Annotated in this window: 21 protein-coding genes; 4 read left to right on the top strand and 17 right to left on the bottom strand. The window is 70.2% G+C overall.

Going from position 1 to position 22,416, the window contains the following annotated elements; translation table 11 throughout:
- Positions 1-663: 663 nt before the first annotated feature.
- Both ABT048_RS26890 and ABT048_RS26885 read left to right on the top strand, forming a co-directional pair.
- A complete protein-coding gene (locus ABT048_RS26890) occupies positions 664-2,139 on the top strand; it encodes a DHA2 family efflux MFS transporter permease subunit (RefSeq protein ID WP_350524076.1) in 1,476 nt (491 codons plus the stop codon).
- 263 nt (positions 2,140-2,402) lie between these two features.
- The gene (locus ABT048_RS26885; protein WP_350524075.1) at positions 2,403-2,600 is read left to right on the top strand and encodes a DUF6059 family protein; all 198 of its coding nucleotides are present in this window, start codon (positions 2,403-2,405) and stop codon (positions 2,598-2,600) included.
- 39 nt (positions 2,601-2,639) lie between these two features.
- Here ABT048_RS26885 and ABT048_RS26880 read toward each other — a convergent pair whose 3' ends face one another.
- Complete coding sequence (locus ABT048_RS26880; protein ID WP_350524074.1) at positions 2,640-3,374, bottom strand: SDR family oxidoreductase; 735 nt, start codon at positions 3,372-3,374, stop codon at positions 2,640-2,642.
- A 266-nt stretch (positions 3,375-3,640) separates the two neighbouring features.
- On the opposite strand from ABT048_RS26880, the gene ABT048_RS26875 reads away from it, so the two are divergent.
- The gene (locus ABT048_RS26875) at positions 3,641-5,644 is read left to right on the top strand and encodes an FAD-dependent oxidoreductase (protein WP_350524073.1); all 2,004 of its coding nucleotides are present in this window, start codon (positions 3,641-3,643) and stop codon (positions 5,642-5,644) included.
- Between the two features lie 133 nt (positions 5,645-5,777).
- Entirely contained in the window at positions 5,778-6,617 is an 840-nt protein-coding gene (locus ABT048_RS26870; RefSeq protein WP_350524072.1) for an alcohol dehydrogenase catalytic domain-containing protein, read from the top strand.
- 79 nt (positions 6,618-6,696) lie between these two features.
- On the opposite strand, the gene ABT048_RS26865 is transcribed toward ABT048_RS26870, so the two are convergent.
- The 16 genes from ABT048_RS26865 to ABT048_RS26790 all read right to left on the bottom strand — a co-directional run bounded on the left by ABT048_RS26865 (position 6,697) and on the right by ABT048_RS26790 (position 22,358).
- Entirely contained in the window at positions 6,697-7,923 is a 1,227-nt protein-coding gene (locus tag ABT048_RS26865) for an acyltransferase family protein (protein ID WP_350524071.1), read from the bottom strand.
- 187 nt (positions 7,924-8,110) lie between these two features.
- On the bottom strand, positions 8,111-9,106 hold the full coding sequence (locus ABT048_RS26860) for an Lrp/AsnC family transcriptional regulator (protein ID WP_350524070.1): 996 nt from the start codon (positions 9,104-9,106) through the stop codon (positions 8,111-8,113).
- Between the two features lie 105 nt (positions 9,107-9,211).
- Positions 9,212-10,222, bottom strand: a complete 1,011-nt coding sequence (locus tag ABT048_RS26855; RefSeq protein WP_350524069.1) for a methyltransferase — start codon at positions 10,220-10,222, stop codon at positions 9,212-9,214.
- The gene (locus ABT048_RS26850) at positions 10,209-10,979 is read right to left on the bottom strand and encodes a thioesterase II family protein (protein ID WP_350524068.1); all 771 of its coding nucleotides are present in this window, start codon (positions 10,977-10,979) and stop codon (positions 10,209-10,211) included. Before ABT048_RS26850 ends, ABT048_RS26855 begins: the two co-directional genes overlap by 14 nt.
- The gene (locus ABT048_RS26845) at positions 10,969-11,316 is read right to left on the bottom strand and encodes an antibiotic biosynthesis monooxygenase family protein (RefSeq protein WP_350524067.1); all 348 of its coding nucleotides are present in this window, start codon (positions 11,314-11,316) and stop codon (positions 10,969-10,971) included. Before ABT048_RS26845 ends, ABT048_RS26850 begins: the two co-directional genes overlap by 11 nt.
- Before the next feature lie 14 nt (positions 11,317-11,330).
- Positions 11,331-12,551 carry a ketosynthase chain-length factor gene (locus ABT048_RS26840; protein ID WP_350524066.1) on the bottom strand — a complete coding sequence of 407 codons (1,221 nt, stop codon included), beginning with the start codon at positions 12,549-12,551 and terminating at the stop codon, positions 11,331-11,333.
- Positions 12,548-13,813 (bottom strand): beta-ketoacyl-[acyl-carrier-protein] synthase family protein, encoded by a 1,266-nt coding sequence (locus ABT048_RS26835; protein WP_350524065.1) that lies wholly within the window; start codon positions 13,811-13,813, stop codon positions 12,548-12,550. Before ABT048_RS26835 ends, ABT048_RS26840 begins: the two co-directional genes overlap by 4 nt.
- 2 nt (positions 13,814-13,815) lie before the next feature.
- Positions 13,816-14,208 (bottom strand): cupin domain-containing protein, encoded by a 393-nt coding sequence (locus ABT048_RS26830; protein WP_350524064.1) that lies wholly within the window; start codon positions 14,206-14,208, stop codon positions 13,816-13,818.
- Between the two features lie 117 nt (positions 14,209-14,325).
- Positions 14,326-14,655 carry a TcmI family type II polyketide cyclase gene (locus tag ABT048_RS26825; protein ID WP_350524063.1) on the bottom strand — a complete coding sequence of 110 codons (330 nt, stop codon included), beginning with the start codon at positions 14,653-14,655 and terminating at the stop codon, positions 14,326-14,328.
- A 17-nt stretch (positions 14,656-14,672) separates the two neighbouring features.
- Positions 14,673-16,226 (bottom strand): amino acid adenylation domain-containing protein, encoded by a 1,554-nt coding sequence (locus ABT048_RS26820; protein WP_350524062.1) that lies wholly within the window; start codon positions 16,224-16,226, stop codon positions 14,673-14,675.
- A gap of 55 nt (positions 16,227-16,281) precedes the next feature.
- Entirely contained in the window at positions 16,282-16,743 is a 462-nt protein-coding gene (locus ABT048_RS26815; RefSeq protein WP_350524061.1) for an SRPBCC family protein, read from the bottom strand.
- Entirely contained in the window at positions 16,743-16,994 is a 252-nt protein-coding gene (locus ABT048_RS26810; RefSeq protein WP_350524060.1) for an acyl carrier protein, read from the bottom strand. The genes ABT048_RS26815 and ABT048_RS26810 overlap by 1 nt, the downstream gene beginning before the upstream one ends.
- Before the next feature lie 58 nt (positions 16,995-17,052).
- Positions 17,053-18,102: a methyltransferase gene (locus ABT048_RS26805; RefSeq protein ID WP_350524059.1), complete on the bottom strand. Its 1,050-nt coding sequence runs from the start codon at positions 18,100-18,102 to the stop codon at positions 17,053-17,055.
- Positions 18,099-18,353, bottom strand: coding sequence for a phosphopantetheine-binding protein (locus ABT048_RS26800; protein ID WP_350524058.1), 255 nt, complete (start codon positions 18,351-18,353; stop codon positions 18,099-18,101). Before ABT048_RS26800 ends, ABT048_RS26805 begins: the two co-directional genes overlap by 4 nt.
- 111 nt (positions 18,354-18,464) lie before the next feature.
- Complete coding sequence (locus ABT048_RS26795) at positions 18,465-20,291, bottom strand: AfsR/SARP family transcriptional regulator (RefSeq protein WP_350524057.1); 1,827 nt, start codon at positions 20,289-20,291, stop codon at positions 18,465-18,467.
- Between the two features lie 234 nt (positions 20,292-20,525).
- Complete coding sequence (locus ABT048_RS26790) at positions 20,526-22,358, bottom strand: AfsR/SARP family transcriptional regulator (protein WP_350524056.1); 1,833 nt, start codon at positions 22,356-22,358, stop codon at positions 20,526-20,528.
- Between the last annotated feature and the right edge of the window lie 58 nt (positions 22,359-22,416).

Below are 22,416 nucleotides of genomic sequence, written 5' to 3'. Positions count from 1 at the left end.
CGTACTCTCGCCGGCGAGAGTACGCCAGCGGGGAACGCGTAGGCTTCAGGTCAGCACATCAATACGGGACCCCTCGCCAGTGACTGGGAGTCGCCGCCCCGCGCATAAGGCCTACCTCACGACATCCACCGCGTTGTTGGGACCCTGGCATTCCCGGCTGGCCGGGGACCGCAAGCACGGGACGTGGACGCATGCGGCCGATCTCGCGCGGAAGGAGGGCGGGCGTCGTGTCCGTCGCCGTGGCGGGTTCGCGAGCCGTACCGAGGCCACCCGGGAGATGGCATCCGTGTTGGACGGTGAGCTGCGCGGGGTCTACAAGAACCGCCGCACGACCGTCGTGAGCTACCTGCGCGATTGGCTCGCCACGAGGAAGCCGCACCTCTCACCGAACACATACGCCGGCTACGCAGCATGAGTCGAGCGCGACCTCGTCCCCGCCTTCGGCCACCTCCGGCTCCTCGACCTTCGGCCGCAGCACATCGACGACTGGGTCACCCGCGCCCTGCCAGGCAGCGACAACCTGGCTTCCGGCGAGACGCGCTGAGGATTCTCACGGAAAGCAGCGCGTCCCATGCCGATATCCATCAGGATCGCCGATCCGGCTAGGGAGAAAGAGCCTGCGGCCCCACGCTGTGACTGCTCCCGGAAACGAAAGGACATCCCATGCGCAAGTGGTTACCTCTTGTGGCAGTGAGCCTTGGGTCGTTCATGCTCATCGTGGACACCACCGTGGTGACCATCGCACTGCCCGACATCGGCACGGACCTGAACGCCTCCCTGTCCAGCCTCCAGTGGGTGATGAACATCTACACCCTGGTGCTCGCGGCGCTCACGCTCAGCGCGGGCTCCGTCGGCGACCTGCTGGGGCAGCGGAAGGTGTACCTGCTGTCGTTGGCGATCTTCGGCGGTTCGTCACTGCTCTGCGCCGTTGCCCCGAACCTCGGCCTGCTGATCACTGCCCGCGGTCTCCAGGGCGTCGGCGGCGCGGCCATGTTCGTCACCAGCATGGCCCTCCTCGGCACCACCTACGAGGGCAAGGACCGGGGCACGGCCATGGGCGTGTGGTCCGCCGTCATCGGCGCCGCAGCTGCGGTCGGCCCGATCTTCGGAGGTCTGCTGACGCAAAGCATGAGCTGGCGGGCCATCTTCTACGTCAACATCCCCATCAGCCTGGTGACGATACTGATGACCAGGGCGGGCTTCACGGAGTCGAAGAAGCCGAAGGGCGCCCGGATCGATGCCCCCGGCCTCCTCAGCTTCGCACTCGCCTCCGGCGCCCTCACCTACGCTCTGATCCTGGCCGGCGAAAAGGGTTGGACGGCGCCGTCCGTCATCGGGCTCCTCGCTGTCGCGGCACTGGGCGTGGCGTTCTTCGTCGTCGCCGAGCAGCGGCACCCGAACCCGATGCTGGACCTCGCACTGATGCGCAACGGATCCTTCCTGGCGATCATGCTGAGCACCGTCGCATCCGCCTGGGGCTTCGCCAGCCTGGTCTTCACCTCGCTCTGGCTGCAGTCGGTGGTCGGCCTGTCCCCGGTCAAGGCGGGCCTGGCGCTGGTGCCGCTCGCCGCGACGACCTTCGTCGTGTCGACGCTGTCCGGCAAGCGCCTGCACGGCGTGTCATCCAGGGTGACGATCACGCTGTCCCTGGTCCTCATCGGTGTGGGGTGCGCGCTCAACGGCCTGGTCGTCGACGGCCGGTCCTCTTGGGCCGCGGTACTGCCCGGCCTGGTCGTCATCGGATCGGGCGTCGGGATCGGCGTGCCGGCGACCGGCGCCGCCGTCTTCGCCGCCGTCCCCCCGCAGCGGGCGGGCATGGGCTCGGGCGCAATGGCCACCTTTCGCCAGCTGGGCCAGGCACTCGGTGTCGCCGTCCTTGGTGTGGTCTTCGTCGACACCATCCGCAGCTACCTGCACGGCAGGGTTGATGCCCCGGACGCCGCCGAAGCCGCCCTGACCAGTGGTCAGCGCACCACCCTCCCAGTCCTGCACGACGCCGGCGCCCATGGCCTGACCACCGTCTACTTCTTCGCCGCCGGGCTGGCCCTGGCGACGGCCGTCCTGACGGTCACCCTCATCCGCAATCGCGGCACAGACGCCCCACGGGTTCCGGCGAGGGAACCGGCCGAGGCGCACTGATCCGCCCCTCCGACTCCGCACGCGGCGTCAAACCCCCGTCGCGCCGCGCGCGGACGAGCCGCCGGCCCGCAACGGCCGGCGGCTCAACTCGTCGTCCTGAGAGGCCCGTTCAGCTGTTCCCCAGCACATGTGGACGCACCGACCGGAACATTGCCGGCACCTGAACCCACTCGGCCGAGGCCCACCGTGCCCCGACCGAGGTTCCGCCGCATCGGAGGTGTCGTGTGAGGCCTGGTCGACGGCTTGGTGGACCCGGACGGTGCATGTGGTGGCTCATCGGCCGGCTGGCCGCCGTAGGTACCACCTGGTTCGCCACCGCGTGGTGGCCTGCCCCGCACCGGGGCCCGCTCGGCGCTCACCCCGAGCGGTTGCGCCCGGAGCTGCCGCTCACTGCCGCCGAACGGGCCCTGCTCAAGAAACTACCGAGGAGGTTGCGCAGGGCTCCGGACCCCTTCGTCTGAATCCCCGACGATCCACGACCGGCAGCCACCGGGGCGGACTCAGATCCCCAGACCGAGGCACATTCCGCCGGTGGCATCCAGCAGGTGTCCGGTGACCCAGCGCCCGTCGTCGGAGGCCAGGAACGCCACTGTGCCCGCGATGTCGTCGGGCTGCCCGATCCGGCCGAGCGCCGTGGCCGAGCGGACCGCATCGACGGCCTCGGGGTACTGTCGCAGCATCGTGATCATGTCGGTGTCGGTGACGCCGGCTGCGACCGAGTTCACCGTGATGCCGCGGACGCCGAGGCTGTGCGCCAGGGTCCTGGCCATCACGTCCAGGGCGGCCTTGGTCATCCCGTAGACCAACTCGTGGGAGACGGCGATCCTGGTCACCGACGAGCTGATGTTGATGATGCGCCCCCCGTCGTTCAGCAGGGGCAGCACCCGCTGGGTGACGAAGAACGGTGTCCGCAGATTGACGGCGAAGACCCGGTCGAAGTCCGGCGGGGTCGCGCTCTCCAGCGAACCGGTGTGGCCGACGGCCGCGTTGTTGACGAGGATGTCCAACCGCCGACCGTCCAACCCCTGCTGCAGGCCCGCGAACAGTTCCTCGACGTCGTTGACGGTGCCGAACTCCGACCGGACGAGGAAGCCGTGGCCGCCGGCCGTCTCCACGGCCTTCAGCGTGTCGTCGGCCGCGGTCCGGTTGGTGGCGTAGTGCACGGCGACCAACGCCCCATCGGCTGCGAGCCGTTCGGCGATGGCCCGCCCGATACCGCGTGAGGCTCCGGTCACCAGGGCCGTCCTACCCGTGAGATTGCCCATTGTCGAGCTCCTGTCGGTGAGTTGGCATAGTCGCCACACCGTCGTCCAGCCTGCTCGACATCCGCTGTCGGGTCACTGAATGCGGCCTGGTGGCGCCCCGCCGCACACGAAAGTGACGTGCCGCTTCATCAGCTCTTCAGGACCTGTGGAGCCCGGCCGGTGACCCTCCCTTCAGAGTTTCGTCGCTGTCGTGTCGTGGAGAGAGGTGTGGTCGAGTGACATCGGATGGGAAAGACATGTCGCAGGACGTTCACGTTCCGGTTCTGGTGGTCGGCGGCGGAATGTCCGGCCTCGCCTCGGCCCTGTTCCTGCGCCAGCAGGGCATCGACTGTCTCGTGGTCGAGCGCAACTCGGGTGTCTCCCAGATGCTGCGCTCCACTCACGTGAGCCCGCGCACCATGGAGCTGTTCCGCTCGCTCGGGATCGAACAGGGAGTGCTCGATGTCGCGGAGAAGTTCGTCCTCGGCAAGCACTGGGCCGACCGCGACCTCCCTCCGCACCACCTGCCCCGCGCCATCCTGAGCGCCCGCGCGCTGGCCGACATCGTGCGGGGCGACGTGGTGGTCATGGCCGAGGGAGAGAACGACTTCCACGACATCGGCCCCTCGGAGGCAGTCTGGTGCGGCCAGGACAAGGTCGAGCCGGTGATGTCGGCAGAGGCGCTGCGCCGCGGCGCGGAGATCCGGTTCAGTACGGAGCTCGACTCCTTCGTCCAGGACGAGAAGGGCGTCACCGCCCGGGTCCGAGACCTCGCCTCCGGCCGCACCCAGACCGTCCGGGCGCAGTACATGATCGCCGCGGACGGTGCCCACAGCCCGCTGCGCAAGCAGCTGGGAATCGGGCGTGAGGGCCACGGCGCGCTCGGCCACGTGCTCAACATCCTCTTCACGGCCGACCTCGACTCGATACTTGACGGCCGCCGGTTCATGATCCTCTATCTGCAGAACCGCGAAGCCCCGGGGATGCTGTTCAAGGTCGACGACACCCGGTGGATCTACGGCATCTTCGGCGATCCGCGCGTCCTGGACGCCTCGAAGATCACTGATGAGCAGTGTCTGGAACTGCTCCGGGCAGCCACCGGCCTCCCCGGCCTGGAGGCCCACATCCAGGAGGCCAAGGGCTGGTGGATCGGCCACGGCATCGCCGACGCCTACCGCTCCCGACGGGTGTTCCTGGTCGGCGACTCCGCGCACGTCCTGCCCCCCACCGGAGGATTCGGCGCCAACTGCGGTGTACAGGACGCGGGCAACCTGGCGTGGAAGCTCGCCGCCGTCCTGAACGGCTGGGCGGACGAGGAACTGCTCGACTCCTACGAGGCCGAGCGCCGACCCGTCGGCCGGGCCACCATCGACCAGGCCTGGATGCGGCACGTGCGCTGGAGCAATCCCGAGGATGCCACCGAGCGCGACGAGCGGGAACAGACCATCGTCACCACCGCCTACCGCTACACCTCCCCGGTCATCGTCGGCGAGGCCTTCGACGAGCCGCTCGGCCACGACCTGGTCATGGACGGCCGGCCCGGCACGCGCGTGCCGCACGCCTGGCTGACGGCCGAGGACGGCGAGCAGGTGTCCCCCATCGACCTCACCGGCGAGTCCTTCCTGCTCTTCACCGGCGGCCGGGCGCACGACTTCAGCCGGCAGTCCGTGACGGCCGCCGCGCGGCTGGGAGTACCGCTCCGGCACCATCCGCTCACGGCCGACGGCCGGCTGCGCGACCCGCGTGACGAGTTCTGCAAGGCGAGCCGCATCGGCCCGCACGGCGCGCTGCTGGTGCGGCCCGACGGCTTCGTCGCCTGGCGCAGCGAGGACGGCGAAGGCACCGACGTCTTCGAGGACGTGCTCAGGACCGTCACCGCCCGCGCCCGCAGGACAACCCACCCACTGCCCCGTCAACGCCAGGAGTCCGCCCCTGTGGAGAGCGCCGTCATCACCCGGGAGAAGTACTTCACCACCGTCAACATCTTCCGGACCACCCCGGACAGGCAGGACGAGCTCGTCCAGGTGCTGCTGAAGGGCATGCCGCTGCTGGACCAGCAGCCCGGGTTCGTGGCCACGAGCGTGCACCGGGGCCACGACGGCAAGGAGGTCGTGGTCTACGTCCAGTGGAAGTCACGGCAGGCCTTCGAAGCCATGCGGGCCCGCCCTGACGCCCAGGGACACTTCGCCGAGGTCGGGCGCCTGGTCACCTCTGTCGACGCCATCCCCTGCTGGGTCGCCTTCACCCACGAGCGGTCCTGACCCCGGCTCTTGGCATTTTCCGCACGAATACCTCAGAGGAGTCATGATGCGAGCAGTCACCATCACATCGTTCGGGGGCCCCGAAGCCCTGGCGGTAACCGACCTGCCCCTACCGGAGCCGACCACTGGCTCGGTGCGCGTGCGTGTGCAGGCCGCCGCCGTCCACCCGCTGGACGTCGTTGCCCGATCCGGGTTCCTCGGACCGATGCTGCCGGCCGGTCCGCGCTACGTCCTGGGCGCCGACGTGGTCGGCGTGGTGGACGCGGTGGCCGAGGACGTGACCGGCTTCACTTCGGGGCAGACAGTCATCGGCATGTCGAACTGGCCTGACACCAAGACCGGCACGCAGGCCGAGTACGTCGTCCTGCCGGCCGCGGTGCTCGCGCCCGCCCCCGCCGGCTTCGACCCGGCCCGAGCGGCCACCCTCCCACTCAACGCGCTGACCGCCCTCCAGGGCCTGGACCTGCTCGCCCTGGCTCCCGGACAGGCCCTTGCGGTGACGGGCGCCGCGGGCGGGGTCGGCGGCTTCGCCCTGGAACTGGCTCGTCAGCGCGGGCTCGACGTGGTGGGCATAGCCGGCCCGCAGGACGAGGGCTTCGTCACCGGCCGGGGGGCGCGGTTCGTCCCGCGTTCGGCGGACGTCGCCTCGGCCGTGCGCACGGTGGCCCCCGCCGGGGTCGACGGGTTGCTGGACGCGGCGGCGATCGGGGCTCCCGCGCTCGGTGCGGTCCGCGACAACGGCGCCTACACCGGCGTGACGCCGCCCTTCCCGCCGCCCGGCGAGCGCGGCATCAGGACCGCGGTGGTGCTGGCGCGCGGCATCGACCGCCAGCTCGCCGAGTTGGCGACCCTCGTGGAGAAGGGCGCGCTGACGCTGCGCACACCACGGACGTACGGCTTCGAGCAGGCCGGCGCGGCGCACTCCGCTCTTGCCTCGGGCGGGACCCGGGGCGGCGTGGTCCTGATTCCCTGACCGGTGCGCGCCACCGTGCGGTGAAGGGCCCCGGGACTCCCGGGGCCCTTCACCACGCTCTCGCTGACGTGCCCTTGAACTACTCGTTGCTCCACGCGCGCGAGCTGCTCGTGGACGTCTCGCCCGGGCTCTCCGGCTGAACAAGAACACCGACGCGGTCGGTACCCGCCCCGGCCGACCATCGCATGGCCGGCCGCTCCACGAGGGCGTACAACAGCCACGCGACGAGTACGCTCACCACGCAAACCGCCACCACCACTGCGGACGCCGCCACGATGCCCCACTTCCCGCCCAGCCCGAGGGCGCCGCCCGCGAACCGGATCACCAGGTGGTGGACCATGTAGAAGGCGAACGAGATCTCGCCCAGCCACACCAGTGCCCGATGCCGCAGCAGGGAGCGCCGCGCCCGCAGGTCGGAATCGGCGGCCGCGGCCACGACAAAGGCGAGCGGGACGAGCATCACCGCCGCCGCACTGTAGAGCGGCGGGGTGTGCAGCGAGACCGCGTAGGCAACGGCAGCCAGGAGCACAGCGGGGAAGGTCCCGACGGGGATCCACCGCCCGGCACGGACGATCCGCGCCATGAGGCAGCCGAGCACGAAGTCCAACAGCCTTACCGGGGGCAGGAAGTAGACGAACCACAGCTGCCGCATCGGGGCGAAGACGAACATCGGCTGGTCGGGAAGCAGCAGCGCAACCGAGGGCAGGATGAAGACGATCGCGACGACCACCGCCGCGGACGGCCACAGGCATCGCTCCGGGATTCTCGCCACCAGGCGGTGGACCAGCGGGAACATCAGGTAGAAGAACGCCTCGCAGGCCAGCGACCAGCTGACGTCATTCATGCTGTTGACCCAACTGGCCTTCGGCACCCATGAATTGATGAGAAGTAGGTTGGGGAGAGCAGTCCCGGCGGTGACCGCCTGCCCCGCCCGGATCATGAGGATCAGCGCCGCCAGCCAGGTGATCAGGTGGTTCGGGAATATCTTGGCGGCGCGCCGGCGCCAGAACCGCCCGGCCGTGTCGGTCCTCCGGGCCGTCCAGGTGAGCACGAATCCGCTCAGGACGAAGAAGAACCCGACACCGACCGGCCCGCCCTGCGCGGCAACGTGTGCGAAGTCCCCGGCCACTGCGGGATCTCGGGACGGGAAGACGAACGAGGCGTGCGCGGCGAAGACGAGCGCCGCGGCGACGAACCGCAGCCCCGTGAGCGATGGCAACCGGGCGCCGGAACACTCGCCGCCCGGCCGCGTCGCTGAACGCACCACCGCGGGTACTGCCATGAGGATCACCTCCGAGAACGACATGACTGCATGCGGGCGTGGATGCCGTCGTCATCGGCGAAGGGCATCCCCCGCTCCCGACCGCGTGGTTCGTCCACGGCACCCGGGAGGCCCGTTGCAGTCTCGGAAGCATCGCTCTCGACCTGGTGAAACGTCTCTGAAAGCCCTGCTCGCACCCAGGGCGCCCCCGGGAAGGTGCCGGGGCGGGCGGTCAGTCGGCGTCGGTCCGCCGGAACGCCGCACTCGGCAGGACGGCGCCGGCCCGCTTGAGGGTGCGGTCCACGGTGGCCGTCTCCACGGTGTGGACCCCTTCCAGCGCGCCGATCCGCTCGGTCAGATAGCGATAGAGGTCGGAAGCGTCACGGCAGATGACGGAGGCCATGAGGTTGGTGGGGCCGGTCGTGACGGCAGCGAAGGAGACCTCCGGGTGGGCGCCCAACGCCTGCGCCACCGACACCAGGGCGGACGGCCGAACCGACAGCCACAGCCTCGCCTCGGCCTGGTAGCCGAGCGCCGACACCGGCAGGTCGAGTTCGTAGCGCAGCACCTCGGTGCGCCGCAGGAACTCCATGCGGCGCTTAACCGTCGACTCTGACCAGCCCGTGGCATCGGCCAGTTCGCCGTACCCGGCCCGGCCGTCCCGGGACAGCACCTCCAGCAGCGGCTGGTCCTCCTGGGCGAGCACCGGCGGCGCGGGGTCGGCCTCGACCCGGGCCGGCCGCAACGCCTCGGCCTGCTCGGGGTCGAGCGAGTCCAGACCGGACCACTCCCCCGGAGCTGTGAAGCCCTGAAGTAACGAGTGCGCCCGCACCGAAGTCACCCGGGCCGTCCGGGACAGCCGCTGGAGCAGCAGGGTGTCGCCGCTGCCGCCGGCTCGGGCCTGGGTGCTGCACGCGATCTCCGTGCCTCCCGAGAGCAGGTGCACCCAGAACGTGTCGCTCCGGCGGGCGAGGTTCGCGGCAATGGCACCCGACGCGTCCGGCGGGCACTGCAACCTGATCGTCCACGGCATGTACCCGAGCCGTCCCAGATTGACCGTCCCGACCACCCGGAGCAGCCCCGCCGAGTACAGCCGGCGGTAGCGCCGGGCGATCGTGCTGTCGGAGACGCCCACCACGTCGGCAATCTTGTTGAACGGGGCCCGGCCGTCGATCCGCAACGCGTGCGCCAGATCCCGGTCCAGCTTGTCGAATACGGGAGAATCCATCCACTGACGCTATCTGGTCGCCGGAGATCTGCACACCGTGTCGCTGACATGCCGACGCGTCCGGTCCCCGCGGGGCATCCCACCGGGACCGGACTGCGGATGGCCCTACTTGCGGCGGGCCACGATCAGGCGCTCTGTCGCGGTCAGCTCCTCCACCGTGACCTCGGCGAACCCGGCCTCGGCCAACCAGACCCGGCTCTCGGCCGCCGTGTACTCCGAACCTCCGCTGCGAACGAGCCGCATGTTGAGGCTCATCAGCAGCGAACGGGCCGGCCCGCGGCGGTCGTCGTCGAGCAGCTCCTCGTAGATGAGCAGGGCTCCCCCCGGGCGCAGCGCGTCGTGGGCGCGCCGGGCGAGCAGGGCCCGGGTCTCGGTGTCCCAGTCGTGCAGGACGTGACCGAAGATCAGAACGTCGGCCTCGGGCAGCGGGTCGGAGCGGAAGTCGCCGCCCTGGAAGGACACCTTGTCGACGACGCCGAGCTTCGCCACATGCTCCTCGAACAGCGGCTTGACCGCGGGCACATCGAAGGTGGTGCCGCGCAGGTGCGGGTGGGCCTTGACCAGGTGGCCGGCGAGGTTGCCACGGGCGCCGCCGAGATCGGCGAACGTCCGGCACGTGGACCAGTCGAAGCGGCGGACGAGCTCCTCGGTCACCGGCGCGGACACGCTGTCCATCGCATGCATGAAGCCGCGGACCTGGTCGAGGTCCTTGTACCAATCGCCGAAGTCGTCCAGTCCCTCCTGCCGGCCACCGCTGCGCAGCAGCCCGGTCAGCCGGCCCCAGGCCGGGTAGAGGGAGTGACTCATGAAGGTGAAGAACCCGCCGACGTACGAGTCCTTGCCCTTGTCCAGGAAGCGCTCGGCCGCCGGAGTGTTGGCGTACCGGCCGTCCTCGCGCTGGAGCAGGCCGAGGGCGACGAGCGCGTCGAGGAAGTCCGCTGCCGCACTCGGATGCAGGCCGAGCGAGGCCTGCAGTTCCTCCCGGCCGGCGGACCGCTCGGCCAGGTGGGTGAACAGGTCCAGTTCCACGGCGCTGAAGAGCGCACGCGCCCGCCAGAACCCACTGGCGATGTCCATCACCGACTGGAGCTGGGCATCTGTATCAACGGACCCCATGGAGATCTCCTCTCGTGGCAGCAACAGTCTGCAGAATCGACGACGTGACGGCCTCGGCCTTCTCCGCGTGGAAGAGGTGGCCGCCGGCGATCATGTGCAGTTGGAACTCTTCGGACGTGCAGTCGGCCCAACCGGCCATGTGCGCGGGCCGGACCAACGGATCACCCTCCCCCGCCAGGGCGACGATAGGGATTGGCAGCGGGGCGTCCCGGCCACCGGATCCCCGGCCGGCGAGCCAGGCCACGTCCGCAGCCAGGATCCTGGCGACGCGTCGGCCCAGCGCCGGGTGCTCCTGCACCTGCGGTGGCACCCCTCCCAGAGCGACGACCTCCTCGAACAACTCCTCCTCGCTGAGCGCCGCCCAACGCCCTGCCCACGGTGAGTTCTCCCGTGGTGCCGGGTTCGCCGCCACGTAGAGCCGCTCCGGCAGGCGGGCTTCCCGGCGGATCAGCTCGACGGCCACCTCCCAGGCGAGCCGGCCGCCCATGCTGTGCCCGTACAGGACGTACGGCCGATCCACGTGCCCCGCCAAGGCCTCGGCCACCTCCTCCGCCTCGAAGCGCGGGTCCTCCAGGACCCGGTTCTCCCGGCCGGGGAGCTGCACCGGCTGAACCCAGAGGGTGTCGGGCATCAGGCGCCGCCACGACAGGTACTGCGTGCCACCGCCGCCCGCGTTGGGGAGGCAGTACAGGACGGTTCGGGCGGGCTCGGGCGGCCCACCGCCCAGGAACCACCGACCGTGGGCGTCAGGCGACACGCTCCGCCTCCGCGGACGGGGACCGGTGTACGTGCACGACCTCGCAGAAGATCGGCGTGATGTCGTCCGTGATGGCCCGGCAGGCCTTGAAGTGGTCTTGGACGTCCGGGTGGCACCGCATCGCGTCGAACTCCTCCTTGCTGTGCCACTGGGCGTAGTTGATGACGCGGGTGCCGTCGTAGCTCTTGTGGACGTTCGCCGAGACGAAACCCGGGAACTCCTGTATGACGTCGGTGGCGTCGAGGACCTCGCCGTAGATCCGCTCCTGGTCCTCGGGCGCTACCGTGAAGACGTTGACGAGGGTGTAGTAACCGTTCTCAGGGGTGATGACTGCCATCGGGTTCGTCTCCTTCAGACGGCGCGAACGACTAGTACCGAGTTGAAGCCACCATGGCCCCGGGCCACGACGAGGGCTGTACGGACGGGCAGTTCGCGGGGTTCGCCGAGCACGAGGTCGAGTCCGTAGCCGTCCGGAATCCTGTGCAGGTGCACGGCGGCCGGGACGACACCGTCCCGGATGCTCAGCAGGGCCGCGGCCACGTCGAGCGGGGCGCCGCCGGCGTAGAGTCGGCCGGTCATCGTCTTGGGCACGGACACCGGGACGCCCCGTGCTCCGAAGACCTCCCGCAGGGCGGCCGCCTCGGCGGTGTCCCGCTCGGGGACCCCGCTCGCGTCGGCGAAGACGACGTCGACGTCCGCGGGAGCCGTACGGGCGTCCGCGAGCGCGCCGCGGATCGCGCGGGCCAGGGCCGGGGGGCGCCCGGAGCCGGGGCGGGGGTCGAACGTCGCCGCGTAGCCGGCGATCTCGCCATACACCGTCGGGGCTCCGCGTCGGCGGGCGGCCACCAGCTCCTCCACCACCAGGATGGCTCCGCCCTCGCCGGGAACGTAGCCCGCAGCGTCCACGTCGAAGGGTAGGTAGGCGCGTTCCGGGTCCCGGCGGGTGCTGAGCAGTCCGACCGGGATCTGTGCGGTGAGGCCCCATGGAGACAGCGGGGCGTCCACTCCTCCGCTGAGCACCACCGAGAGGTCTCCGCTGCGTAGCCGACGCCGGGCGCTCGCCAGCGCGTCGAGGCCGCCGGCCTGCTCGGTCACCACCACCGAGCCGGCGCCGCGGGCGCCGTGGCGGATGGACAGCTGACCGGTGTTGACCGCGTAGAACCAGGCGAACGACTGGTAGGCGCTGACCCGTTGCGGGCCCTGACTCCACAGCTTCTGCAGTTCACGCTGGCCGAACTCGAAGCCGCCGCACCCGCTCGCGGTGATCACCCCAGCGTCGTATGTACCGAGCGCGGCGAAGTCGACGCTCGCGTCGTCGACCGCCCACTGGGCGGCAGCGAGGGCGAACCGGGTGGTCCGATCGGTCTGCGGGATCAGCCGACCGGGGACGTGCTCTGCGGCGGCGAACGCGGCGACTTCGCCGCCCACACGGACGGGGTACGGCGTCGGGTCGAACCGCGAAATGGTGCCCAGGCCGCTGCGGGTGGCGATGGTGGCGTCCCAATGCTCGTCGGTTCCCACCCCATTAGGGGCTACCACGCCAAGGCCGGTGACGACGATCCGCTCGTTCATGCCCGGCCCTCCGTCACTCGGCGCAGGATCGCCGCGCTCTGGAACCCTCCAAAGCCGCTGCCCACCGTGAGCGCGGTGTGCACCGGCAGCTCGCGGGCGACCAGTGGGATGTAGTCCAGGTCGCACTCCGGGTCCGGCGCGTGGAGGTTGGCAGTGGGCGGTACGACTCCGTGCTCGATCGCCAGCGCGCAGGCCGCGATCTCGATAGAGCCCACCGACCCGAGCGCGTGACCGATCATCGACTTGATGGAGCTGACCGGGGTGTCGTAGGCGGCGGCGCCGAGAGCGTCCTTGAACGCGGCCGTCTCGTGCAGGTCGTTCTGCCGAGTGCCGGAGCCGTGTGCGTTGATGTACTGGAACCCGTCGCGGGGCAGCTTCGCCTGCGCCATGGCGGAGCGGATGGCCTCCGCCATCTCGGCGCCGTCCGGCCGCAGCCCGGTCATGTGGTAAGCGTTGCACCGGGTGGCGAACCCGGCCAGTTCGGCGTAGATGTGCGCGTCCCGCCGGCGGGCGTGCTCCTCGCTCTCCAGGACGAAGATCGCAGCGCCCTCGCCGAGGGCGAAGCCGTTGCGGGTCCGGTCGAAGGGCCGGCACGCCCCGGCCGGGTCGTGGTTGTCCGGCGAGGTGGCTCGCAGGGCGTCGAAGCAGGCGTAGGTGATCGGCGACAGCGGCGCGTCGGTCGCACCGGTGATCACGACGTCGGCGGAGCCCTCGCGAATCAGGTCAAGCGCGTAGCCGACGGCGTCCAGCCCGGAAGTGCAGCCGGTGGAGACCACCGTCGCGGGGCCCTCGGCCCCAGCCGCCCAAGCCATCTCACGGGCGAGCGAGGAGGGGATGAAGTTGTCGAACAGCGTGGCAGCGGCCAGGGTGTGGTCCACCAGCCACTTCCGGCCGCGATCACTGGTCTTCGCGTACTCACGCTCCAGGCCCATGGTCAGGCCGACCGCCGTGCCGACGCTGACGCCGATCCGGGCGGGATCGACCGCGTCGAGTTCGATGCCGCTGTCGGCGACCGCCTCGGCCAGCCCCACCAGGGCGAACTGCTCCATGCGGTCGAGTTCTTCAGCCTGCCGCGCGGTCAGCCCCGCCGCGATCGGGTCGAAGTCGACCTCCCCGGCGATCTGCGACCGGTACCCGGTGGCGTCGAAGAGGGACAGCGTACGGGTGGCGGAACGACCGGAGGTGATCTGCTCCCAGAAGGCTTTGGTGCCCACCCCACCCGGGGCGACGACCCCCATACCGGTAATGACGGCACGTGGCATGGTCACTTCCCCACGACCGGCGGTATCGCCGACGGAAACGGCGGCTTCTCCACCTCGACGTGCCCCTCCTCGGGGCTGGGCGCCAGCGGTGACATCTGGAAGACCATCAGCGCCGGCTCGGCGCCGCGGTTCTCGTACCGGTGGGAGCGGAACTTGGGTACCAGAACGGCCTCGTGGGCACGTGCGACGATCTCCTCGCCGTCGATCCGCACCACGACCTCGCCCTGGGCGACGAACATGAACTCTTCCGAGTACGGGTGGTAGTGCTCAGCGATGAACTCACCGGGCTGCAGGGTCATCGTGCCGAGGAACCCCGAACTCGCCCCGACCGACTTCGGGGTCAGCAGCGGGCGGATGGCCCCGCCCAGCCGTGTGCTCACCGGTGCGTCTGCCATGGAGATCTTGACCGGACCGGACACAGGGATAACTCTCCTTCTCGTAGGGGTTCACAAGGGTTGGAACAGGGTGCGGGCCGGTGCCCGCGAGGCGGGTCGGACGCGCGGGGGGTCAGGTCAGGCCTGCCAGTGGTAGAACTCCTCCGCCCTGGTGGCCGTGAGGTTCCTGAACTCGGGCGAGTAGGGCGTCAAGAAGCGCCCCAGCTCGTCCCGCGTCTCGATGAACTCCCGGGCACCGCGAGCCGCGAGGATCCGGTCGGTCAGGTCGTCCGTCAGGTCGGAGCGACCCTCGACCAGGTGCACGTACAGGCCGTGAAACCGGTACAACTGCCGGCGCGCGACCCCGATCTCCTCGGGCAGGCCCGTCGCGTCGTGCGCCTGCCAGATCCGCGCCACTTCGTCCGCGTCGTGCGGGTTCATCCGGTCGATAAAGAGAACTCGCTGCATCAATGCCCTCCTTGCCGTCATGCGCCCGCAACAGCTGTCCTGATCGCGTTGCGGTCGACCTTTCCATTGGGGTTCAGCGGGAGCCGGGGCCGGAAGACGACGCTCCGGGGCACCATGTGCTGCGGCAGCCGAGCCCGCAGCAGCGCCAGCAGTTCCTCGTTGTGGCCATCGCCATCGCCATCGCCATCGCCGACGCACACCGCGTGCAGCACCACCGGTCCGCCGTCCTCCCGGATCGCGACCACGACCGCCTCGGCCACCCGGGGATGGCCGCGCAGCACGGCCTCGATCTCGCCGAGCTCCACCCGGTACCCCTGCACCTTGACCTGGTCGTCGAGGCGGCCGAGGTGAACCAGGCATCCGTTCTCGTCGCGGACCCGGTCGCCGGTGCGGTACCAGGCCTCGCCGGGGGGAGGCGCCGACCGGTCCCACATGCTCGCCCCGGTGCTGTCGAGGGTGACGAAGCGGCCCCGGTTGTCACTCGGGTCGAGGTAGCCGGCGAACCGCTGCGCGCCACGGACGCACAGCTCTCCGGTCGCGGCCGGGCGGCCGTCCTCTCCGAGGACCAGGGCCTCCAGCCCGGGGTACAGCTCACCCACCGGCACCGTGCCGTTGGCCGTCTCCGGCCATCCGGTGCAGTCCGTCGGCAGCCGGAACTGCGCGCAGCTGAGCGTGAGTTCGGTCGGACCGTAGAGGTTCTCCACGGTGCTGCCGGGCGCCGCCCGCTGCCATGCGCGGGCCTGTTCGACCGTCAGCGGCTCCCCGCAGAACAAGCTCCAGCGCAGCCCGGGCATGGAGTTCTCGCCCAGCCGGCCCAGGCGCTGCGCCACAGTGATCACGGATGGTACCGAGAACCAGTGGGTGATGCCGCGCGAGGAAACGAACTTCGCGGGCGACAGCAGTTCGCCCCTGGTGGGCACCACGAGCGTGGCACCCGATCCCCAGGCGGCGAAGAGGTCGAACACCGAGAGATCGAAGGTGAGGTCGAAGTTCTGCGTCAGCCGGGCACCGGGCTCCAGCCGGTACCGCGGGATGACGTGCCGCAGGTACACGTCGACGTTGCGGTGTGCAACCGGGACGCCCTTGGGTGCGCCCGTCGACCCGGAGGTGAAGAGGATGTACGCCGCCTCCTCCGGGTCCGACCGGCGCCCGGCACCGGCCGGGAGCCGGTCCGGTGGAGCCGCCGCCGGCAGAGCGGGCAGCGACCCCACGCCGCGGACGGGCGCCGGGAGCCCCGGATCGGTGTCCTGGGCGATCACCACGTCCAGACCGGCGGCGCGGACGATCCTCTCGTTGCGCGCTGCGGGGAAGGACGGGTTGAGCGGTACGACGGTGGCCCCCAGCCGCAGCGCAGCCAGGTAGCCGGCATAGGCGAGCACCGACCGGGCGGCGTACAGCCCGACCCGCCGGGGCGCGATTTCGCCGCCGGCCAGGACCACCCGGGCGATTCGATCGGCTTCCTGGTCGAGCTGTCGGTACGTCAGGGATTGTCCGTCGACTTCGAGGGCAACCGCCTCCCCCCACCGGGCCGTGGAGCCGACGAACCAGTCGTGCAGCGTTCGGTCTGTCATCCTCTTCCCCCTCCAGCCGCGGTCGAGCTGGTCCGTCGCCGCACCGCGGGCCGGTTCAAACCCGCAGGGCGGCGGCGGCCGTCTCAACCTTCTGCTTGATCACATCCATCTGAATGCGGGTGTTGTCGTTGATGCGCTTGGTGATGCCCGCGTCATCGAAGGGCGCTTCGGGCTTGGCCTCGAATTCCTGACGCCAGCGCATCAACGTGCCCTCGTCGTCGCTCCGGTACGTCCAGTGAATGCGCATGTACACGAATGGACCGGTCTCGACTCGGTGCGCGCGCACCGAGTGGGTCGCCTCGTCCGTGGTGCGCTCGCTGACCCAGCTCCACACCGTGCCGTCATGGTCCGGCACCATGGTCAGCCGGAAGCGGACGGTGGGGCCGTCCTCGTCAAGAACGTCGACCGCGGCGTACTCAGTGAAGAGCCCGGGCCAGGTCCGGACGTCGTTGGTCAGGCGCCACACCACGTCCAGGGGTGCCGCGATGTGGACCGAGTTGTCGGTGCTGCTCGCCATCAGTTCGTCCCCCTCGGGCTGTCATTCAGGTGGTCGAAGATCTTGCCGACACTCCAGGCCTGCGCTTCCTCGGGCAGCTCCGCGCCGTACTCGTCGGACACGGCCTTCTGCAGCTCGATGAAGCCGATGGAGTCGACGCCGAGGTCGGCCAGCGTGGCCGAGCCCGCCTCGTCGACGGCCTCCGACTCCAGGCCGATCCGGGTGGTCAGGATGTCGTGCAGGGTCGATCGGGACACGCCTGTCGGCGCCATGTCATTCCTCCTTGGGGGCTGGACCGGAGACCTCGCTTCGAGCCGGGCCACGGGGGCCTCAGACCGGTCGGCACTCCAGCAGGTCCCAGTGGTAGATCGGCTCGTTCAGCAGCTCGAAGCCAGTGCGCGAGAAGAGCGCGTTCCAGTCGTCCAGCGTGCGCTTACGCCCGCCGTGCAACACGAGCATGTCGAGGTCGAGCAGCTTGCCGTGGTCCCACTCGTTGCCGGGCTTGAGCACGGAGTCGACGATCAGCAGGCGCGCCCTGGCGTCGTCCCCGATCGCCGCGCGGATGTTGCGCAGCGCCGTGAGGGCCTCTTCGTCGGAGAAGCGCATGAACACGGCCTTGACGAAGTAGCACTCGACTCCTCGCGGCAGCCGGTCCGTCAGGAGGTCGCCACCGATGATGTCCGCGCGGTCGCCGACACCGTGGTCCGCGAAGATCTGCTCCGCCTTCTTCGCCATCCAGGGCAGATCGAACAGGTGCGCCGTCATCTGCTGGTAGCGCCGGAGCGCCTGGGCGAGGAAGTAGCCGTCACCGCCGCCGAGGTCGGCAATGCTGGCGAAGCGGCCGAGGTCCCACTGGTCGAGCTCCTCCTCGGCGAACTGCTTGGCCCAGTAGGTCTGGAACTCGTCACAGAACCGGTCGGCCTCCGGGTTCTGCTCCAGGTACGTGTTGAACGTGGTGCCGAAGGCCTGCTGGAAGGCCGGCTCGCCGATCCTGAGGCTGTGCACCATGTGCTCGAAGGGACGGGATGTGAGCTCCATGTGGTTGTAGCGGATCAGCGGGAACACTCCGTGTGGGTTGTCCTGGGTCAGCGCCTTGGTGACCGGTGTGGAGCTGAAGACGCCGGTCGGCCCCTCGGCGAAGATGCCCAGCATGGCGGTGGCCCGGAGCACCCGCTGCAACGCCTGCTCGTGGGCGCCGGCCCGCTCGGCCAGCTCCGCGATCGGCAGCGGTCCGCCTGCCAGGTGGTCGGCGATGCCCAGCTCCGCGAGGGCGTTGACGACCTGGAAGAGGCGGCTGCCCGACGCGAGCAGGACCAGCTGCAGACCGTACAGGTCGTTCGGGAGGAACTGCTCCGCGGCAGTCTTCTCGGCCTCACTCACGACAGAACCTTCTTTCCGTTGTCGTCTTTGGACAGGATTACCGCATTGACCATCTCGATGACCGCACGGGGAGTGCGGAGCGCCGTCACGGCGTCCTCCGCGAGGTCGATTCCGTACTGGTACTTGATCTGGCCCAGAACCTCCATCAAAGCAACCGAGTCATAACCGAGGTGAGTGAAGAGGACGTCGACGATGTCACCGTCGAGCGCGCCCTCCTCCGACTCACCGGCGTGGGTCCGGGTGAGATCCACCAGGTCCCCGAGGGTAAATTCCCGCACTCCAGCCTCCCGTCAGCAGAGATGCTTTCTGGATTTCCACGAGTGTTTCCGAAATGAGCGTGCCAAGGCCCCCTGAAGGAACCCTCACGGGGTGGTGAAGACCGCCGAGCCGGCCACACAGTCGACGAGCTCCGCCCGCAGGCCCTCCTCGTCCTGCTGCTGGTCGACGAACAGCCGCACGAGCTCCATCAGGCCGTACTGCGTCGCCGCGCCGCCCTGGTCGGCCCGGGCCACCACGAACCGGGCGTCGTACAGCCGCTCCAGGGCAGCCTCGGCCTCGCACTCGGCCAGCCCCAGCAGCCGCGCGACCGCGCCTGCGGTGAACCCCTCAGCCGGGACGTCGGCCATACTGCGCAGCACGCGGCGCGCCAATGGGTCGAGGCGCCCGTACGCGTGCTCCAGCCGTCCGCACAGGTCGGCGTTGCCGCTGCGGAGCAGTTGCAACCGCTGGCGGCGATCCGTCAGCCGGTCCACCGCCCGGCGCAGCGACAGTCGCGAGGGCTGAGCCAGCAGGGAGCCGACCGCCCGAACCGCCAGCGGCAGGTGCTCGCATCTGTCGGCGATCAGGCGGGCCATGGGCCGGTCGTGGCTGTCCCAGGCACAGCCGGAGACCCGGGACAGCAGCTCCACCGCGTCGGCAGCGGGCAGCGTACCGACCTCGATGCCCCGGCCCCCGCCGAGCGCGTAGAGCGGGGCACGGCTGGTGACCAGGACGGCGCAGTGCGGTCCGGCCGGCAGCAGTGGCCAGACCTGCTCCTCGGAGCAGACGTCGTCCAGCACGATCAGCACGCTGCGGTCCGCGCACCAGCTGCGGAACAGCTGGCTGCGGCCGGCCAGGTCGTCGGGGATCTGGTGCGGCAGGAAGCCGATGCCGCGGAGGAAGGAACCGATCACCGAGTACGGGTCCGGCGGTCGGCCACTGCGCACGCCGAGGTTGCCCTGGAAGCACGCGAAGAACTGCCCGTCCGGGTAGCGTCGGCGCACCCGGTGCGCTGCATGCACGACGAGCGCGGTCTTGCCGCCGCCGGCCATGCCACTGAGCGCCGCAATCCTCGGACCCGGCCCGCCGGTGGCGGTGAGGAGCTGCTCCAGCTGCGCCAGCTCCGCCTTTCTGCCGCAGAACTCTGTTATTTCAGGCGGAAGTTGAGCTGGTACGACGGACGGCGCCGCAACGACCCCACCAGCGGTGCGAACGGGCTCCAGGTCACCAGCAAGCAGCGAGCGGTGAAGCCGTTGGAGAGCCGCGCAGGGCTCCAGCCCGAGCTCCCGCGACAACTCCTCGCGCAACGCCCGGTAGGCCTCCAGTGCCTCGTGGCGCCGGCCGGCCCGGTGCAGGGCCAGCATCAGCTGGCCGTGCAGGCCTTCGTGCAGCGGGTGGTTCACGGCGAGCGCCCGCAGTTCGGGCAGCACGTCCAGTTCCCGGCCGAGCCGGAGGCACGCCTCGATGCGCAGCTCGATCGCCTGCATCCGTGCCTCCTCCAGCCGGACGGCGAACGCCTCCAGGCAGGCCCCCTTGGGCACGTCGGCCAGAGCCGCCGTCGAGCGCCATACCGCGAGCGCTCGGCTGAAGCACTCGATGGCCTGCTCGTGGTCCCCCGCCTTCAGGGCCGCCTTGCCCTCCTCGAAGAAGGATTCGAAGACGTGCACGTCGACGTCCCCTGCGCACCCCTTGAGGGCGTACCCCGCGGAGTCCGTGACGAGGCTCGCCGCGCCCGTCTCACCCTCGGCCCCGAGCAACTTGCGCAGCTGGTAGATGTAGGTCTGCATCGTGGCCGAGACCGCGGTGGGCGGCCGGTCCAGCCATATTTCCTCGACGAACTGACTGATGGGGACGGTTCGTCCCCGGGAGATGAGCAGCAGTGCCAGTACCGCGCGCAGCTTGGGCGCGAATACCAGTGGTTCGCCGCCCATGGCCGGCGTCGCTTCGAGATTCCCCAGCAAACGGAATTGCACTCGACCACCTCAGCTTTGTCACCGGATTAGCTTCTGACCCCGGGACCGCATACTGAGCGCAACCTCGATGTTCTGTTTCGGCCCCCGTCTCCCGCCATGTTGCCGAACCTCGCTATATCCGGCGGGGCCGGCGCTATACAGGGACTGGAGGAGCCGGGGCGATTTCCCTCGGCGCCGCGGCGCCTTGCGCATTCACCCAGCCACACGGCGCAGTGGCCCACCCTGCACCAGGCGATCCGACGAGGCCGTTCCCGCCGCCTTGCCGTGCCGTTCGGCCAGGAACAGCCCGAAGAATCTCGGGATGGCGTAGCCGGCGCCGCCCGGGTCCTCCCCGGGGACGAGTTCGAGGGCGCGGGCCTCGACCAGGCCCTCCAGTAGGTCCTCCGTCGCGCGCTCGGGCAGGTCGAGGGCCATGGCCGCCTCGCGTACCGAGATCCGGGGCGGGCACAACAGGGCCAGCTGGGTCACCGCCCACCGGGACTCCGCGGGCAGCTCCCGGTAGGCCCTGGCCAGCGACTCCCGCAGGTCCAGGTCGGCTATCCGTAGTTCGTCGAGCTGGTTGCGGGACGGGTCGGCGAGCCGGTCGGCGAGCTGACCCACCGTCCAGTGCGGGCGTGCCACCAGCCTGGCCCCGGCGGCGCGCACCGCCCTCGGGAGGTACGCGCACGAGGCCAGCAACCGCTGCACCGCCTCAGGTTCGGCGGCGATCCGGTGCGGTCCGACGATCCGGCCAAGCAACTCCAACGCCTCTTGCGGGGTGAAGCCGACCAAGTCGGTTCGGTGTGTCTCGCCCAACGCAGCCAGCCGGGCCCGCGCGGTCACCAAGGCCCGTGCAGGCCCGGGGCCCGGCAGCAGTGGCCGTACCTGAGCCTCATCGACAGCTCCGTCGATGAGCACCAGGACCCGGCTCCCGGCGAGGGCGGTTCGGTAGATCGCGCTGCGCGCCTCCATCGAATCCGGCAGCGCCTTGCTCGGGTCGAGGGCCTCGATCAGGTGGCCCAATGCGGCCCTGGTCCGGTCCCGGTACGGGAGCATGCCGTCGAAGTCGACGTAGATCAGACCGTCAGGGAAGGCGTCCAGGCATCGGTGAGCGAGGTGGATGGCCAGTGCGCTCTTGCCCACGCCGACGGCACCCGAAATCACCAGGGTGTCGGGGTGCGTCGACCGCAGCCGTGCGCCGAGCTGCTCCACATGCGTAGTGCGACCGGTGAAGTCGGCTGTGTCAGGGGGCAGGAGGCACGGGCGGTCTGCGCGCCGCGCCCCTGCGTGCAGCGGGCCGACCGGCCGGGCATCGAGGGCGAGGTCGGCAGCGAGGATCGCATGGAAGACCCTGTCGAGGACCGGCCCGGGACGCAAGCCCGCCGCCGCCAGCCGATCACGCCCGCGCTGGTAGACCTCCAGTGCATCCGCCTGCCGGCCGCTGCGGTACAGCGCCGTCATCAGGTGGGCCCGCATCCGCTCGCGCGTGGTGTGCTCCTCCACCAGCTTGTAGAGCTCCGCGAGGACGTGGCTGTGCCGCCCCTGGGCGAGGTCCGCGGCGATTCGCTCCTCCAGCGCCGCCAGCCGGGTTTCCTCCAGCCGCGACTGTTCCTCCTCCAGCAGGAACTCGGTGGTCCCCTCCAGGGCCGGACCCCGCCACATCGCCAGCGCCGCGGCCAGCTCCGCAGAGGCCTCCGCGTGCCGCTCGCGGCGGGCCTCGTCGTACCCCAGCCCGACCCGCCGCCGGAACTCCGCCACGTCGAGGGTTCCCTCCGGGCAACGCAACAGGTACCCGGTCCGGGTGCGCACGATGTCGGCGCAGGGGCCGAGGAGCTTGCGCAGCCGGGATACGTAGGTGTGGATCTGTGCCCGGCGTGTCCGGGGCGGGCGACTGTCCCACAGCACGGCGCTGAGCTGGCTCTCGGACACGGCCCGTCCTTCCGCGAGGAGCAGAACGGCCAGGAGCGTTCTGGGCTTGCTGCCTCCAAGCGGGATCGAATGCCCGTCACGCAGCACTTCCACCGGCCCGAGCAGCCTGAACTCCATGGGTCACGCTCCCGTGTGCGGAGAGAAACGGACGCTCACGCGTGGCTGGCGCCGCGTC

This window comes from Kitasatospora sp. NPDC096140, from assembly GCF_040303045.1.
In the GTDB taxonomy this organism is placed as follows: domain Bacteria; phylum Actinomycetota; class Actinomycetes; order Streptomycetales; family Streptomycetaceae; genus Kitasatospora.
Note: the sequence above shows the minus strand (reverse complement) of the source record. Positions and strands in the feature narration are given on the sequence as shown.